Genomic DNA, 13,014 nt, shown 5'->3' on the forward strand with positions numbered 1-13,014 from the left:
AAAACGATGGGCGCACGTCGTGACGCCAGCATTTTCATGATCGGTCACCTCCTTTCATGAGCGAAGCAGTCGTCCTGCTCCCACATCTCTACACGCAAAAAAGGCCCATCAAAGGGCTCAGGAAAAAATCGCCCCTTTGAACAAAGTGCTCTTCTACCGACTCCTTTGCCTGTGAGAGTGACGGATGGCTCTGTGAAGATATGGGCGAGTCGTTCGATCTACTGTGAGTGGCTTGATCGAGGGATGGCAGGCGCCTCCGGCTGACTCTCTTTCGAATGGTATCTCAAGGGCCGGTCATCAGGTGGAAGGCTCGAAGCCGTCTCATAGATGATCGGGGACGCTCTCCTGGTAACAAATGGCTGCAACGCGCTCCAGAATTCATCGGAGATGTGAAAACTCGCGGTGGTCTTGTTGTTCGGTGTGCGGATACGCTTCTACGGGGTTGTCTCGATTCCTTGACTCATATATACCAGCGGGCACTCAGGCTCCCGGCTGACTGCGGAGCAATTCTTCCACTTGCTCGCGCGTGGGGAGGCCGCCGCGTGCACCCAGTCCGCAGCAGTTCAACCCCGCTACCGCATTAGCGAAGCGAAGGGTCTCAGCCGCGCTCATTCCCTGAAGCAAGCCGTAGATGAATCCTCCCCGGAAGGCATCACCGGCTCCGGTTGTGTCCCGACAGTCAACCTTGAAGGCGGGCGAGTGAAGGTAGACGCCTTGATAGTAGGCCATCGCTCCCTGATCGCCCAGCGTCATGGCGACGAAATGATTTTTGTATCTCTGCTTGAGCGTGCGGAGGGCGGATTCGGGTTCAGCGATGCCCAGGAATCGCTTGGGGAATTCGGCGGAGGTGATGAGGAAATCAATGAGCGGGAGCAGTTCGTCCACTCCCTCGTAGGCGGTGTCGAGATCAATGACGGTGGGGATGCCCTCCTCGCGCGCCCACCGAGCGGCGCGAATCGCGGCAGCAACATCATGGCCGTCGAGATGCAGAATCCGACCCGAGGTGATCACCTCACGACGAAGCTCTTCGGGCTGCATCGTCAGGCGAGGATCGCGTCCCCAGATGATCGTTCGCTCTCCACTCTGCTGGTCAATGATGATAAACGCCAGTTGGGTCGTCGCCCCCTGGACGATCGTCACGGCGGAGTGCTCGACACCGGCTTCGGCGAGCGAGCGCAACTGAATGCGCCCGAACTCATCCGAACCCACCTTGCCGACATAGCGCACCCGACAGCCGAGTCGGGCCAGGGCGACCATCGCCGTCGCCACCTGTCCGCCGGGCAAAACAGCATGATGCACGAGTTGCACCTTGGTGTTAAAGGGAGGGTAGTGCGGGACGGTGATGAGATAATCAACGGCATTGAGGCCGAATCCCACGACATCAAACGGTTTCCCCTCGGGAAGAGGATACTCGAAGTTCATCTTCATCAGCAGCCGTTCTCCTTGAGCCTCGTCTCGTCTGAGTCATGCGCGTCGCCTGTGATGGGAACAGGGTCTCCGGGTGACCGCACAGACGGTGGTGCCGGTCAGTCGAAGGCAGCGACCATCGCTCACTCCAGCCGGGAGATATGGAACGGACCGATGTGAGGGCCGGGATTGTTGAGCGTCACGCGCAGAGCGAAGGCGAGGGTGCGCCGCGTCTCTTCGGGAGCGATGATGGCGTCCACGAAACCGCGCGCGGCGGCGAACCGGGCATCGAGTGTATGCTCGTATTCGGCCCGCATTCGCTCGACGGCGGCCTGCAATTCCTCGCTCATCTGGCCGGTTTGTCGCGCCTTCTCCAGTTGCGGTCCCAGCACGGCCTGGATCGCCGAATCTCCTTCCATGACGCCCATCCGACCGGTCGGCCAGGTGAAGATGAAATTGGGATCGAATCCCTGGCCCGCCATCGCGTAGTAGCCGGCTCCGCTGGCGTGATTGATGGTCAGAACCAGACGCGGCACCGTAGCCGTGGCCATCGCTTCCACCATGCGGGCTCCGGCGCGAATGATGCCGCTTTGTTCGGCTTCCGGGCCGACCATGAAGCCCGAGACATCCTGGAGAAAGAGGATGGGCGTGCCCTCGCGGTCGCAGGTTTCGATGAAATAGGCCGCTTTCTCGGCGCTTTCGGTGTAAATGATTCCGCCGAGTCGCGGTGGCCCTCCCTTGGCGTTTTTAATCAATCCCCGTTGATTGGCGAGGAATCCCACCGGGATGCCCTCGATTCGCCCGTAGCCGCAGATCATCTCGCGGGCATAATCGGGCTGAAACTCGATGATGTCGCCGCCGTCCAGCAGGCGCACCAGCACCTGATACATGTCATACGCCTGACGATGATCGGCCGGGATGATGTCGTACAGCTCTTCTTCGGGATGGAGCGGCGGGCGCGGCGGACTGAGGGGAAGCTTCCTCAGCGTCGGTGGGGGCAGCAACCCGATCAGCTCGCGGATTTTCTCGATGCACTCGCGATCATCTTTGGTTCGGTAATGGGCGACGCCACTCAGGGCGTTATGGGTCCAGGCTCCGCCGAGCGTCTCGGCATCAACGGTTTGTCCCGTCGCTCCTTTGACGAGGTTAGGCCCGCCGAGTCCCATGAACGATGTCTTCTCGACCATGAGAATGACGTCGCTCAAGGCCGGGAGATAAGCCCCGCCGGCGATGCAGGGTCCCATCACGGCGGCGATCTGGGGGATCTTGAGGTAGCGGCGCATGATCGAGTTGTAGTAGAAGATGCGTCCGGCTCCGTACTGCCCGGGGAAGACGCCGCTTTGATAGGGCAGATTGACGCCCGCCGAGTCAACCAGATAGATGATGGGGATGCGATTGCGCATGGCGATCTCTTGCATGCGCAAAATCTTTCGGATCGTCTCCGGCCACCAGGATCCCGCCTTCACCGTTGCATCGTTGGCCACGACGACGACCTCCCGGCCGTGAACGCGCCCGATGCCCGTGACTACTCCGGCGGCAGGGGCTTCCCCATTATAGTCGTCGTAAGCGACGAGCAAGCCGATCTCCAGGAAATCGCTGTCGGGATCGAGCAGAAGCTGAAGGCGCTCGCGGGCCGTGAGCTTGCCCTGCTTGTGCTGTCGGTCAATCTTTTCCTGGCCGCCGCCGAGCCGCAATCGTGCTTCCAGGGCCCGCAGTTCGGCCACCCGTTGCATCATGTGGTGACGATTCTCCACCGTCGCTCGGTCGTCTTTGTGCGATGTCACGGCGTCGGGCATGGCATCTCCTTATCGTACTGTACCCGCTGGCGGGACTGTCACCCGTTGTGACAGTCGGCGTCGGGACAACTGCCTCGAGACAAGGTGCGCCAGTGGAGGAACCACCGGAGCGATCGTCCGACCCTCGCGCACGGCGAAGAATCGGGCGACCTCCTCCGGCGTCAGGTAGCGCCATCCACCCGGCGGAAGTCCTTCATCGGTGAGAAACCCGATGGCCACGCGACGGAGCTTCAGCACCGAATGGCCGATGGTCTCGAACATTTTGCGAATCTGGCGGCTGATTCCCTGCCGCAACGTGACGGCGTACCAGGCATTGGTGCGCGTTTGCGCGAGCAGCTCAATCTCGCAGGGAGCCGTGCGAGAACCATCAATCGTCACTCCCCTTCGCAGCCGGTCAAGAGCTTTCTCATCGGGAATCCCCTTGACCTTCACGTGGTAGACTTTGGGGATCCCATACTTGGCCGAGGTCAGCAGATGGGTGAACGCACCATCGTTAGTGAGCAGGATGAGTCCTTCGCTCTGAACATCCAGCCGTCCGACCGGATGAACCCGCTGACCGAGCGGCGGCAGCAAAGAGGTAATCAGTCGTCGCCCTTCGGGATCAAACATGCTCGACACGTATCCTTTCGGCTTGTTGAGCAGGATGTAGACGGGCTCGTAGGCGCGCAGCCGGGGGTTAATCAGTTTGCCCATCACCTTGATGTGATCGCGCTCGGGATCGGCTTTGGCTCCCAGGCGCGTGATCACCTGACCGTTGACCGTGACCTGACCGGAGCGAATCAACTCCTCGGCCTTTCGCCGGGAGGCGATACCGGCTTGCGCAATCAGTTTTTGTAACCTCACTTCCATGACGCTCGGCCGGTCGTGCTCTCTCTTTAGCTCACCAGCTCCTGGAAGTCCTCAATCGTCGGCAGCTCGCTCAGATCGTTCAGTCCGAACTGGACAAGAAACTCCTTTGATGTTCCGTAAAGGATCGGGCGACCGACGACCGGCTTGCGTCCCTTCGGTTCGATCAAGCGTCGTTCCAGAAGCGTTCGAACCGTTGACGCCGAGTTCACCCCACGAATGTCCTGGATCTCCGGGAGCGTGATCGGCTGTTTGTAGGCGATGACGGCGAGAGTCTCCAGGGCCGCCAGAGACAATCGGGCCGACGGTCGCGTCTTCAAGTAGCGACGGATGTACTCGTGAAGCTCCGGTCGCGTGGACATGCGATAACCGCCGGCGATGCGGCGAATCTCCAGCCCCCGACCCGGCCTGTTATAGTCGGCGACGACGTCCGCCACGGCGGCGGTGATGACGTCTCGATCCTCGTCGGGAAAGAGGGCGAGTAGTTCCTTCTCGGTGAGCGGCTCCTCAGCGACAAAGATGAGTGCTTCGATGATCGGTTTCAGCTCATTGACCGTCATGTCTGGCATCGGAGGGCGATGATCGGACCGAACCGCTCGGTCTGAACGAGCCGGATCATCGCTTCCTTGACCAATTCTAGCACGGCGAGAAAAAGCGTCAAAAGTTCTCGCAGGGACCGGGCTCCCTCCAGCAGAGCCGTCACGTCAATTTGCTCCTGGGTCTGGATGAGCTGGCGGAGGCGGGCGAGCGTCTCCGCCGTCGTGATCTCGTCCCGAGCAATGGTGAGTTCCCGGCGCTCCTTCAGTCGCTCCATCACCCGCTGAAAGGCGGCGAAGAGATCGAACAGCGTGGCCGCGACCTCGGGATTGACGTCATCGGTTTCCAGCCGCCCGCGCGGAAACACGCCCTCCTCGCGCTCGGCCCGCGACCAGAGCATCTCCGCCGCCGCCTTGTAGACCTGATGCTGGAGCAATCGCTCGACCAGCTCCTGACGCGGATCCACTGCTCCGTCCTCGCCTCCATCGCTCGGATCGGGCGGAAGAAGCATCTTGGACTTGATGTAGATGAGCGTCGCGGCCATGACGAGAAAGTCACTCGCCACCGTGATGTCCAGCTCTTCCATGGCCCGGAGATAGTCGAGATATTGCTCGGTGATTCGCGCGATGGGAATATCGTAGATGCTCACCTGCTCCTTCTTGATCAAATAGAGGAGAAGGTCGAGCGGCCCTTCGAAGACATCGAGCTTCACCCGGTAGGCAGAAGCGGCCGCCGATTCCGCCACCGTCGCATCAGGCTCGGGGGAGTCCAGCCAGGGATCGGGGGATACACGGCTCACCATGTCAGCTTCAGCGCCTCGCGCACCTGGGCCATCGTTTCGGCAGCGACCCGGCGGGCGCGACGCGACCCTTCGATGAGAATCTCCTTGACCTCCGAGAGCCGACTCTGGTAAAAGGCGCTCTTTTCCGCAATCGGCGTGAGCTGCTCCCTGATGTTTTCAAAGAGAATCCGCTTGCAGTCAATGCAGCCGATGCCCGCCCGCCGACATTCCACATTCACAAACTCCTGCTGGTCAGGTCGGCTATAGACCTTGTGCAACGTGAAGACCGGACAGAGATCGGGATTCCCCGGATCGGTCCGTCGCACGCGTGCCGGATCGGTCACCATCGTGCGAATCTTTTCCCACAGTGTATCGGGCGGATCGCTCAGAGGGAGATGATTGCCATAGCTTTTGCTCATTTTCCGCCCATCGGTTCCCGGCAGGCGCGGGGCCGGCGTCAACAGCGCCTGAGGCTCCGGGAAGACGTTGCCATAGAAGTGATTGAAGCGCCGGGCAATCTCTCGCGTCAGCTCGATGTGCGGGACCTGATCTTCTCCCACCGGCACCACATCGGCCTTGTACATCAGGATGTCAGCCGCTTGCAAAAGCGGATAGCCGAGAAACGCATACGTGTTCAGGTCCTTGTCGCGGATATTTTCCCGTTGCTCTTTGTAGGTGGGGACCCGCTCCAACCAGCCGAGCGAGGTGATGTAGGACAGGATCAGATGAAGCTCGGCATGCTCCGGCACGAGCGATTGAACAAAGAGCGTCGCGCGATTGGGATCCAGTCCCGCCGCCAACCAATCGCAGACCATCAGCAGGCTGCTCTCCTGAATCGGCGAGGGATCGGCGTAATCGGTCATCAGCGCGTGCCAATCCGCCACGAAAAAGAAACAGGCATACTCGTCCTGAAGCGCCACCCAGTTCTTCAGGGCTCCCTCCAGGTGACCCAGGTGGAGCTTCCCCGTCGGGCGCATTCCGCTGAGCGCGCGTTTCATCGTCCTCGCCTCATCGCAAAACGGTGAAGAGTTCCATCACCGGTCGAATCCCGGTGATCACCCACAGAACGGGAGTGAAGACGAACCGAAGCGCCCCCAATAACACCAGGGCATACAGCAGCAGGAATCCGAAGGGCCGAACGTGATCGAAAGCTTCGGCGGCTCGATCCGGCAACAGATGATAGACGATCCAGTGACCGTCCAGCGGCGGAATCGGAATGAGATTGAAGACCGCCAGAGCGACGTTCAGGATGAGTCCCATGAGCAACATCTTGCCCAAAGGAACAAACGCCGGGCCGAGGGATCCGGCGACCCTCTCCCAGTTGAGTCCCATGAGCGAGATGACCACAATAAAACCGACTGCCAGCAGGAGATTGCTTCCCGGACCGGCCAGCGAAACGAGCATGTGATGGCGGCGTGTATTGCGGAGCAGCAAAGGATTGACCGGGACCGGCTTGGCCCATCCGATCAAAGGAACGCCGGAGATGAAATTGAGGATGGGAAAGATGATGGTCCCCAGCAGATCAATGTGAGCCATCGGATTGAGCGACACGCGACCGAGGTAGTATCCCGTATCATCGCCGAATCGGTGAGCGGTCCAGGCGTGCGCCGCTTCGTGAAAAGAGAGCGAGAAGAGGAAAACGACAAACCAGAGGATGAAGTCGCCGATGCTTTTCTCAAACAAATCTCCGTACTCCCGTTCTTGAGCTTGGTTCTGCCGAGCGTTGCCGGAGAGAGGGTGGTGGCATCGCCGGTGAGCGGTTTACCAGAACTCCAGCAAATATCCCCGGATGCCCACGGGCAACCGGTAAATTTCCCCTTGCGTGCTGGCCAGGATCATGTTCCCCGCATCATCGAAGACCAACCCCACGAGCGTCTTGCCGGCGGCAAAGAGGCTCGCCTCTCCTCCAGGGGTGATCTTGATGATGCCACGATGACCGCGCAAACTGGCCGCCACGTAGAGATTTCCCTCCGTGTCGAAGGCCAGTCCCTGAGGTCGCCCCAGCCCCGTGTAGAAAGGCTCGACATCTCCATCGGGCGAGATGCGCGATACCGTCTCCCAACTGGATGCCGTCGGGCCCGTCACATAGAGATAGCCGTCAGGTCCGAATGCCAGATGATAGGCCGAAACGCTCGGCTCCAGCTCGGCGAAGACTTTGGCCTCGCCGATGTCATTGACGACGTAGATCGCTCCGTTGCGATCCCCCACATACATGCGCCCTTCACGATCGAAGGCGAGTCCCGTCGCCGTCCCTAAATCACGGGCGAAGGGTTCGGCCTCGCTGAACGGCGTCACCCGCAAGACGGTGCCATCGTATCGGCTGGTGACGAACATGGTTCCTTCACTGTCAAAGGCGATGGCCGTTGCGTTCATGATGTCGTGAAGAAATTCCGTCTTCTCCCCCAGAGGAGAGATACGGTAGACCGAGCAGGGGACTTTTTGCCCTCGACTCCCGCTGTAGGTGACGTAGAGATAGCCGGTATCCACATCATAGGCGGGATTGGTCACCGGGTGCAGTTGATCGGCGATGCGGCTGCCGACAGTGAAGGGAACGGGCTCGCTCACCGCTCCGTTGGCTTCCAGCATCAGGGGGACCGGTTGCAGGCTGCGGGCGGCTTCCGGCGGAATCGTCGCAATCACCCGATCCGGTCCGGCGCCGACGATCCGTCCTTCGGCCTCTCCGAAGAGGACATGACAGCGGCTGAACCGGCTCGTGTCGAAGTCGCTGCAGGTGATGATGACCTCGCCACCCTCGACTCCCGCCGCAGGCGTCACCCTGTGAATCACCGGTCTCATGGCATTTTCTTCCGCGCGAGGAGCTATATTAGCACAGGCGGCTGCCGAAGCAAGTGTCCACAGGCGCTCTCTCCCTGACGCTGCTTGCGTTCGTGGGGACAGCTTCCTATAATCCCCCGACGAGGCCGAGCATGGCGCGATCACAAGCTGACATCACCAGCGAGCGCTCTCTTCCGCACGCCGCTCAGACCGAGCGGTCAATCCTGGGCATTCTCCTGCTGGACAACACGGCCATTCACCAGGTCCTGGAAATCCTGCGGCGCGACGATTTCTACCTCGATGCCCATCGGCGTATTTTCGATAAGATCGTTCAGCTCTACGAAAAGGGACGGCCCGTTGATCCCGTCACGCTGCGAGAAGAGCTGGCCCGCTCCGGTGAACTGGAGCAGGTGGGGGGGCCGGCGTATCTGGCCGCTTTGATGGATGGCGTCCCGCAACTGCAGAACATCGAGCATTACGCCCGGATCGTCCGCGACAAGGCCATCTTACGAAAGCTCATCTACGCCTCCAATCAAATCATCCACAGTTGTTTCGATCAGGAGGAGGAACCGGACGTCATCCTGGATCGAGCTGAGCGAGCCCTCTTCGATATCGCCGAGGAGCGGCTCACGTCGGGTTTCGTCTCGGTGGCCGAAGTCGCCCGCCATCAACTGGAACAGGTGGAGCGGATGGCCGGTCGCCCGCAGATGATCACCGGGGTGCCGACCGGATTCACCGAACTCGATTCTCTCACGTCGGGCTTGCAGCCCTCGGACATGATCGTCGTCGCCGGACGACCGAGTTCGGGAAAAACGGCCTTCGCCCTCTCCATCGCCCAGAACGTGGCCCGTCGCGGCTACTGCGTTGGCATCCTCAGCCTGGAGATGAGCAAGGAACAACTGGTCGCCCGGTTGTTGTGTTCGGAGGCAAAGATCAATCTCCATCGCTTCCGGGGAGGGTTCCTCAGCCGGGAGGAGTGGGCGCGGCTGGCCGAAGCCCTCAAGACGCTGGCCGAAAGTCACATCTTCATTGACGATACGCCCGGCATCACGACACTGGAAGCCCGCGCCAAGGCCCGACGCCTCAAACACGAACGGGGGCTGGATCTGCTCATCATTGACTATCTCCAACTGATGTCAGGACGAGGCCGGGTGGAAAGCCGTCAGCAGGAGGTCTCCCAGATCTCCCGCGACCTCAAAGCGATTGCTAAAGACCTGGGCATTCCCCTGATCGCCGTCTCTCAACTATCGCGGGCTCCCGAAACCCGCACCGATCATCGCCCGCAACTGAGCGATCTACGGGAATCCGGTTCCATCGAGCAAGATGCTGATGTGGTCATGTTCGTCTACCGCGAAGAAATGTATGGCCCGACCGAGGAAAACGCCGGGATCGCCGAGATCATCGTCGGCAAGCAACGCAACGGTCCGACCGATACGATCCGTCTGGCCTTCCTCAAAGAATTCACCCGATTTGAGAATCTCTGGCACGAACGCACTCCGTTGTGAACTCCTCTGTGAATGAACGCTCGAGGTCGAGGGCCTGGTTGAAAAGGCGCGGCAGGCGATTCGCAGGAGCTGAAGGATCCGAGCGAACCCTGTTGATCTGCACTCCATCCCAAGCAGCCTGTTCAAGGGGTTGACTCCAGGCCATCGGGATCGGTAGATTGACCCTGCTTCTGCGCTTCATCCGATGAGCCCGTCCGGGAGAGAATCCAGCGGGAGTCGGTCGAGAAATGGGCGAGAGTTCCTGGCACCGAATCCTGATCCTCCACGGTGGAGCTATCGGCGATCTCGTGCTGGCGTTGCCGGCCATCGCGGCCGTACGACGAAGCGCTCCCCGGGCCACGATCGAGTTGCTCGGACACCCGGCCCTGCATCCCCTGCTCGAAGGGCGCGGTCTGATTGATCGCGGTGATGTTCTGGACTCGCTTCCACTTCATCACCTCTTCAACGGAGAAATGCCCGAGAGCCTTCGGGAGCGGTTGACCTCCTTCGATTTGATCATCTCCTGGTTCGGGGCCGGAAACGACACCTATCGGCAAATGCTGAGCCGGTTGCCGGTTCGTACGCTCGTGGCTCGATCTATCCCTCCCGCTGAGGGCCGAGTCCACGCTGTTGATCATCTCCTCCAGACATTAGAGCCGCTCGGCATCACGACCGAGGAGCGAACGCCTCGACTTGCGCTCACGGAATCGGAACGCCAGATGGCAGACCGGCTTCTGGATCGTATGGGAGTTGATCGTGGGCCACTCGTTGCGCTTCATCCGGGCAGCGGAAGTCCGCGAAAATGCTGGCCCGCCGAACGCTTCGCGGCGCTCGTGCTCGCTTTGCTCGAACGCGAGATGATCGTCGTGGTCATCGAAGGGCCGGCGGATGAACACGCCGTCGAAGAGGTTTTCTTCTGGACGGCGAAGCGCGGCGGTCCTCACGCCGGGAATCGTCTCGTTCGCCTCCGACAGGTCTCGTTGCGGGAGGTCGCAGCAATTCTCGACCGTTCGGTCGCCTACGTCGGGAACGATTCGGGGATCACCCACCTTGCCGCCGCCGTAGGTGCGCCCACGCTGGCCATCTTCACCGTGACCGATCCGCGCGTGTGGGGCCCACGAGGCACCGTGGTGATTCTCGAAGGACTCCCGTCGGTTGATGCGGTCCTGGCGGAACTCGACGCTCACCTGCTCGCTGCCTCGGCCGTGAGGCCGTGAGTTTTCTCCTGGAAACATGATTCCGGGGAAGCAGCTATGAGAAAAATCTGGAGTGTTGTCATCGCCCTCACGGTGTTGTCCGCTACAGCGTCTGCCCAGGGTTTTCGCACGGTGGCCGTTTACAACGTCCTGGATGCGGGCAACGATAACACCGGCGGGATCACCCGGAATAATGCCACCAGCGGAAATCTCGGCGCTACGACCGGGCAGGAACGCACTCTCGCTGTCCGTCCGGGCGAGCCGATCATCGTCTACATCGCACGCGGAGCAGTTCAGACGGGAGACGGACGGGCGGGTGGAGAGATTGGCTTGGCGGCGATCCTGCTTCAATCGAAAAGCGATGGTGACTTCAACCCTCGAACAATGCCCGATCTGCCGTTGAACTACATTGACACGGGGTTGATCGTCTCGGGTGGATCACCGGCGCCGTTTTCCTTCATTCATGCTGTGTTCTACGAGCCGGTGCTCGACAAAGTGTGGGTGCTCGATCGCAGTTCGGCGACGCCGCGCGTCTGGTATTTTGATGGGGGATCGGTCGGCGGCGCTCCCGCCGGTGGGGATGTGGCCCGGACGGCAGTCGCCCGGAATATCGTCTCGCCGTTTGTGGCCGACAATGCGAGCGGCCTGGGCGGTCAGGGATACGCTCTGGCCGTCCGCGTTAATCCGCACAATCGAGACGACATCACGGTCGCCCTGGGGATGGGGACACATCTGGAAGTGTGGCAGAGTCGGAGCGGTCTCGCCGGCCCGTGGACGCTGCGATTTGAAAGCAGCAACGATCCCGATGGAGATGGCTCGCTGCCCCCGTTCGGTTCCAGTTCCGTTCGTGATGTCGCCTTCGACGAGCAGGGCGACATCTGGGTTACACACCAGCAGTCGGGCCTGCACAATTACCTCCATCGTTACGACGGCGAGAGTCTCGGTCGTGGTATCCTGGCTCGTGAGACTTTTGATTTCGAGGCTCCATCCTTCATCTCCTCGCCGAGCGCATTTGCCGGAGGGTTCAACGCGATTCGATTCTACCGCGCCGGCGAGACGATTTTTCTCTGGGCGGTGAATCGAGGCAGCGATGGTGCCCGCATCACCGTCGTGCGCTACCGGCGTCAGGGCGAGCGCGGTCGGTACAGTTTCACCGCAGTTGACGGCTTCGGCAGTGGAGTCGTCACCGGAACCGATCAAGATGCCACGTTGGCCACTCTTCGGCTGAAAGGGTCAGCCACCGAGACGCAGCCGGGCGCCCCCGCGCCCAACGGGTTTCTCTACCTCTCGCTGCCCTACGCGGCCACGGGGGATTTGACGCTCACGGCCGATGAGTTATACCTCAACGGGTTCGTCGTAGACGCGACGAAGAATCAAACGCTCCCGACATCCGGCATTATTCGCGTGAGCTTTCCCCCGCCCCGGTGAAGGGAAAGAGGCGCTCGTCGGGAGCAATGACCAAAATCTCCTCCCCGGGCAAAGCCGACGTTTGCGGCAGACCGCTCGCTTTCAATCAACACCCGGAGGGCTCCCCTCGATTTCGATCCTCCGCCATCTTCAAGGAAGAAACTCCCCGGGTTGCTCCGTGGCGCGACCGGCAGCGGATCCCTGGCAATGATGTCACTCTGCTACGGGACGAGATCGGGAGGGACGATCCAGGCGAGGCTCCACTGATCGTGCTCCCGCTCCAGACAAACGATCCCGCCCATTCGAAATCGCACAAGCGGACGGTCTGGCTCACCAACGAGGAGGAGACTCGCCAGCCGACTGAGGAAAGGAAGATGACCCACGAGCATCAGCGGCTCTGTTTCCTGGCGCAGGGCTGTTGCTAGGGGAAAGACATCATCATGGGGAGCCAGCCCGGTCATGACAATTGTACCCGCAGGGGGTTTCAGATAGTTTGCCAGAATCGTGGCCGTTTGTTCGGCGCGCCGTTTCCCGCTATGGCGAATCTGGCTGACGCGAAGACCAGCGCGAGAGGCCCAGGCCGCGATGCGTTCAACATCTTTTTGGCCGCGCTCGGTGAGCGACCGTTCGGGATCCTCCGCCTCGCTCCTGGCTTCGCCATGTTGCACGAGATACAACTCCATAGGAATTTGGTTACCCCTCTCAAGGCAGTCCTGTCAACATTGCCTGGCGGCAGATCACCACGGTGGGTGGCTGCCGGCGATTAGACACTGCGCGGAACCGCA

General features: G+C 60.8%; 12 protein-coding genes. 3 read left to right on the top strand and 9 right to left on the bottom strand.

Annotated features, from left to right (window positions below; all coding sequences use genetic code 11):
- Positions 1-480 precede the first annotated feature (480 nt).
- From VNM72_14150 to VNM72_14185, 8 genes are all read right to left on the bottom strand, one after another.
- Positions 481-1,428, bottom strand: coding sequence for a carbohydrate kinase family protein (locus tag VNM72_14150; protein HXF06539.1), 948 nt, complete (start codon positions 1,426-1,428; stop codon positions 481-483).
- Positions 1,429-1,550: 122 nt separating this feature from the next.
- The gene (locus tag VNM72_14155; GenBank protein ID HXF06540.1) at positions 1,551-3,203 is read right to left on the bottom strand and encodes an acyl-CoA carboxylase subunit beta; all 1,653 of its coding nucleotides are present in this window, start codon (positions 3,201-3,203) and stop codon (positions 1,551-1,553) included.
- Between the two features lie 9 nt (positions 3,204-3,212).
- Positions 3,213-4,052, bottom strand: coding sequence for a pseudouridine synthase (locus VNM72_14160; protein HXF06541.1), 840 nt, complete (start codon positions 4,050-4,052; stop codon positions 3,213-3,215).
- 26 nt (positions 4,053-4,078) lie between these two features.
- Positions 4,079-4,618 carry an SMC-Scp complex subunit ScpB gene (gene scpB, locus VNM72_14165; protein HXF06542.1) on the bottom strand — a complete coding sequence of 180 codons (540 nt, stop codon included), beginning with the start codon at positions 4,616-4,618 and terminating at the stop codon, positions 4,079-4,081.
- A complete protein-coding gene (locus tag VNM72_14170) occupies positions 4,606-5,388 on the bottom strand; it encodes a segregation/condensation protein A (GenBank protein HXF06543.1) in 783 nt (260 codons plus the stop codon). The genes scpB and VNM72_14170 overlap by 13 nt, the downstream gene beginning before the upstream one ends.
- On the bottom strand, positions 5,382-6,365 hold the full coding sequence (gene trpS / locus VNM72_14175) for a tryptophan--tRNA ligase (GenBank protein ID HXF06544.1): 984 nt from the start codon (positions 6,363-6,365) through the stop codon (positions 5,382-5,384). The genes VNM72_14170 and trpS overlap by 7 nt, the downstream gene beginning before the upstream one ends.
- A 10-nt stretch (positions 6,366-6,375) precedes the next feature.
- Positions 6,376-7,050 (bottom strand): site-2 protease family protein, encoded by a 675-nt coding sequence (locus VNM72_14180; GenBank protein ID HXF06545.1) that lies wholly within the window; start codon positions 7,048-7,050, stop codon positions 6,376-6,378.
- Between the two features lie 78 nt (positions 7,051-7,128).
- Complete coding sequence (locus VNM72_14185) at positions 7,129-8,163, bottom strand: gluconolaconase (protein ID HXF06546.1); 1,035 nt, start codon at positions 8,161-8,163, stop codon at positions 7,129-7,131.
- 131 nt (positions 8,164-8,294) lie between these two features.
- On the opposite strand from VNM72_14185, the gene dnaB reads away from it, so the two are divergent.
- The 3 genes from dnaB to VNM72_14200 all read left to right on the top strand — a co-directional run bounded on the left by dnaB (position 8,295) and on the right by VNM72_14200 (position 12,250).
- The gene (dnaB, locus tag VNM72_14190; protein HXF06547.1) at positions 8,295-9,647 is read left to right on the top strand and encodes a replicative DNA helicase; all 1,353 of its coding nucleotides are present in this window, start codon (positions 8,295-8,297) and stop codon (positions 9,645-9,647) included.
- 227 nt (positions 9,648-9,874) lie between these two features.
- Positions 9,875-10,843 carry a glycosyltransferase family 9 protein gene (locus VNM72_14195; protein ID HXF06548.1) on the top strand — a complete coding sequence of 323 codons (969 nt, stop codon included), beginning with the start codon at positions 9,875-9,877 and terminating at the stop codon, positions 10,841-10,843.
- A gap of 36 nt (positions 10,844-10,879) precedes the next feature.
- Positions 10,880-12,250, top strand: coding sequence for a hypothetical protein (locus tag VNM72_14200; protein ID HXF06549.1), 1,371 nt, complete (start codon positions 10,880-10,882; stop codon positions 12,248-12,250).
- Between the two features lie 200 nt (positions 12,251-12,450).
- On the opposite strand, the gene sixA is transcribed toward VNM72_14200, so the two are convergent.
- A complete protein-coding gene (gene sixA, locus VNM72_14205) occupies positions 12,451-12,912 on the bottom strand; it encodes a phosphohistidine phosphatase SixA (GenBank protein HXF06550.1) in 462 nt (153 codons plus the stop codon).
- Between the last annotated feature and the right edge of the window lie 102 nt (positions 12,913-13,014).

The sequence above is a fragment of the Blastocatellia bacterium genome, assembly GCA_035573895.1.
Classification (GTDB): domain Bacteria; phylum Acidobacteriota; class Blastocatellia; order HR10; family HR10; genus DATLZR01.

What these genes read in the sequence shown, in the direction of transcription:
- VNM72_14155 (HXF06540.1), bottom strand. Translation starts at nt 3,203, where the DNA reads ATGCCCGACGCCGTGACATCGCACAAAGACGACCGAGCGACGGTGGAG.
- scpB (HXF06542.1), bottom strand. Translation starts at nt 4,618, where the DNA reads ATGCCAGACATGACGGTCAATGAGCTGAAACCGATCATCGAAGCACTC.
- sixA (HXF06550.1), bottom strand. Translation starts at nt 12,912, where the DNA reads ATGGAGTTGTATCTCGTGCAACATGGCGAAGCCAGGAGCGAGGCGGAG.
- VNM72_14160 (HXF06541.1), bottom strand. Translation starts at nt 4,052, where the DNA reads ATGGAAGTGAGGTTACAAAAACTGATTGCGCAAGCCGGTATCGCCTCC.
- VNM72_14185 (HXF06546.1), bottom strand. Translation starts at nt 8,163, where the DNA reads ATGAGACCGGTGATTCACAGGGTGACGCCTGCGGCGGGAGTCGAGGGT.
- VNM72_14200 (HXF06549.1), top strand. Translation starts at nt 10,880, where the DNA reads ATGAGAAAAATCTGGAGTGTTGTCATCGCCCTCACGGTGTTGTCCGCT.
- VNM72_14150 (HXF06539.1), bottom strand. Translation starts at nt 1,428, where the DNA reads ATGAAGATGAACTTCGAGTATCCTCTTCCCGAGGGGAAACCGTTTGAT.
- VNM72_14195 (HXF06548.1), top strand. Translation starts at nt 9,875, where the DNA reads ATGGGCGAGAGTTCCTGGCACCGAATCCTGATCCTCCACGGTGGAGCT.
- trpS (HXF06544.1), bottom strand. Translation starts at nt 6,365, where the DNA reads ATGAAACGCGCGCTCAGCGGAATGCGCCCGACGGGGAAGCTCCACCTG.
- VNM72_14170 (HXF06543.1), bottom strand. Translation starts at nt 5,388, where the DNA reads ATGGTGAGCCGTGTATCCCCCGATCCCTGGCTGGACTCCCCCGAGCCT.
- dnaB (HXF06547.1), top strand. Translation starts at nt 8,295, where the DNA reads ATGGCGCGATCACAAGCTGACATCACCAGCGAGCGCTCTCTTCCGCAC.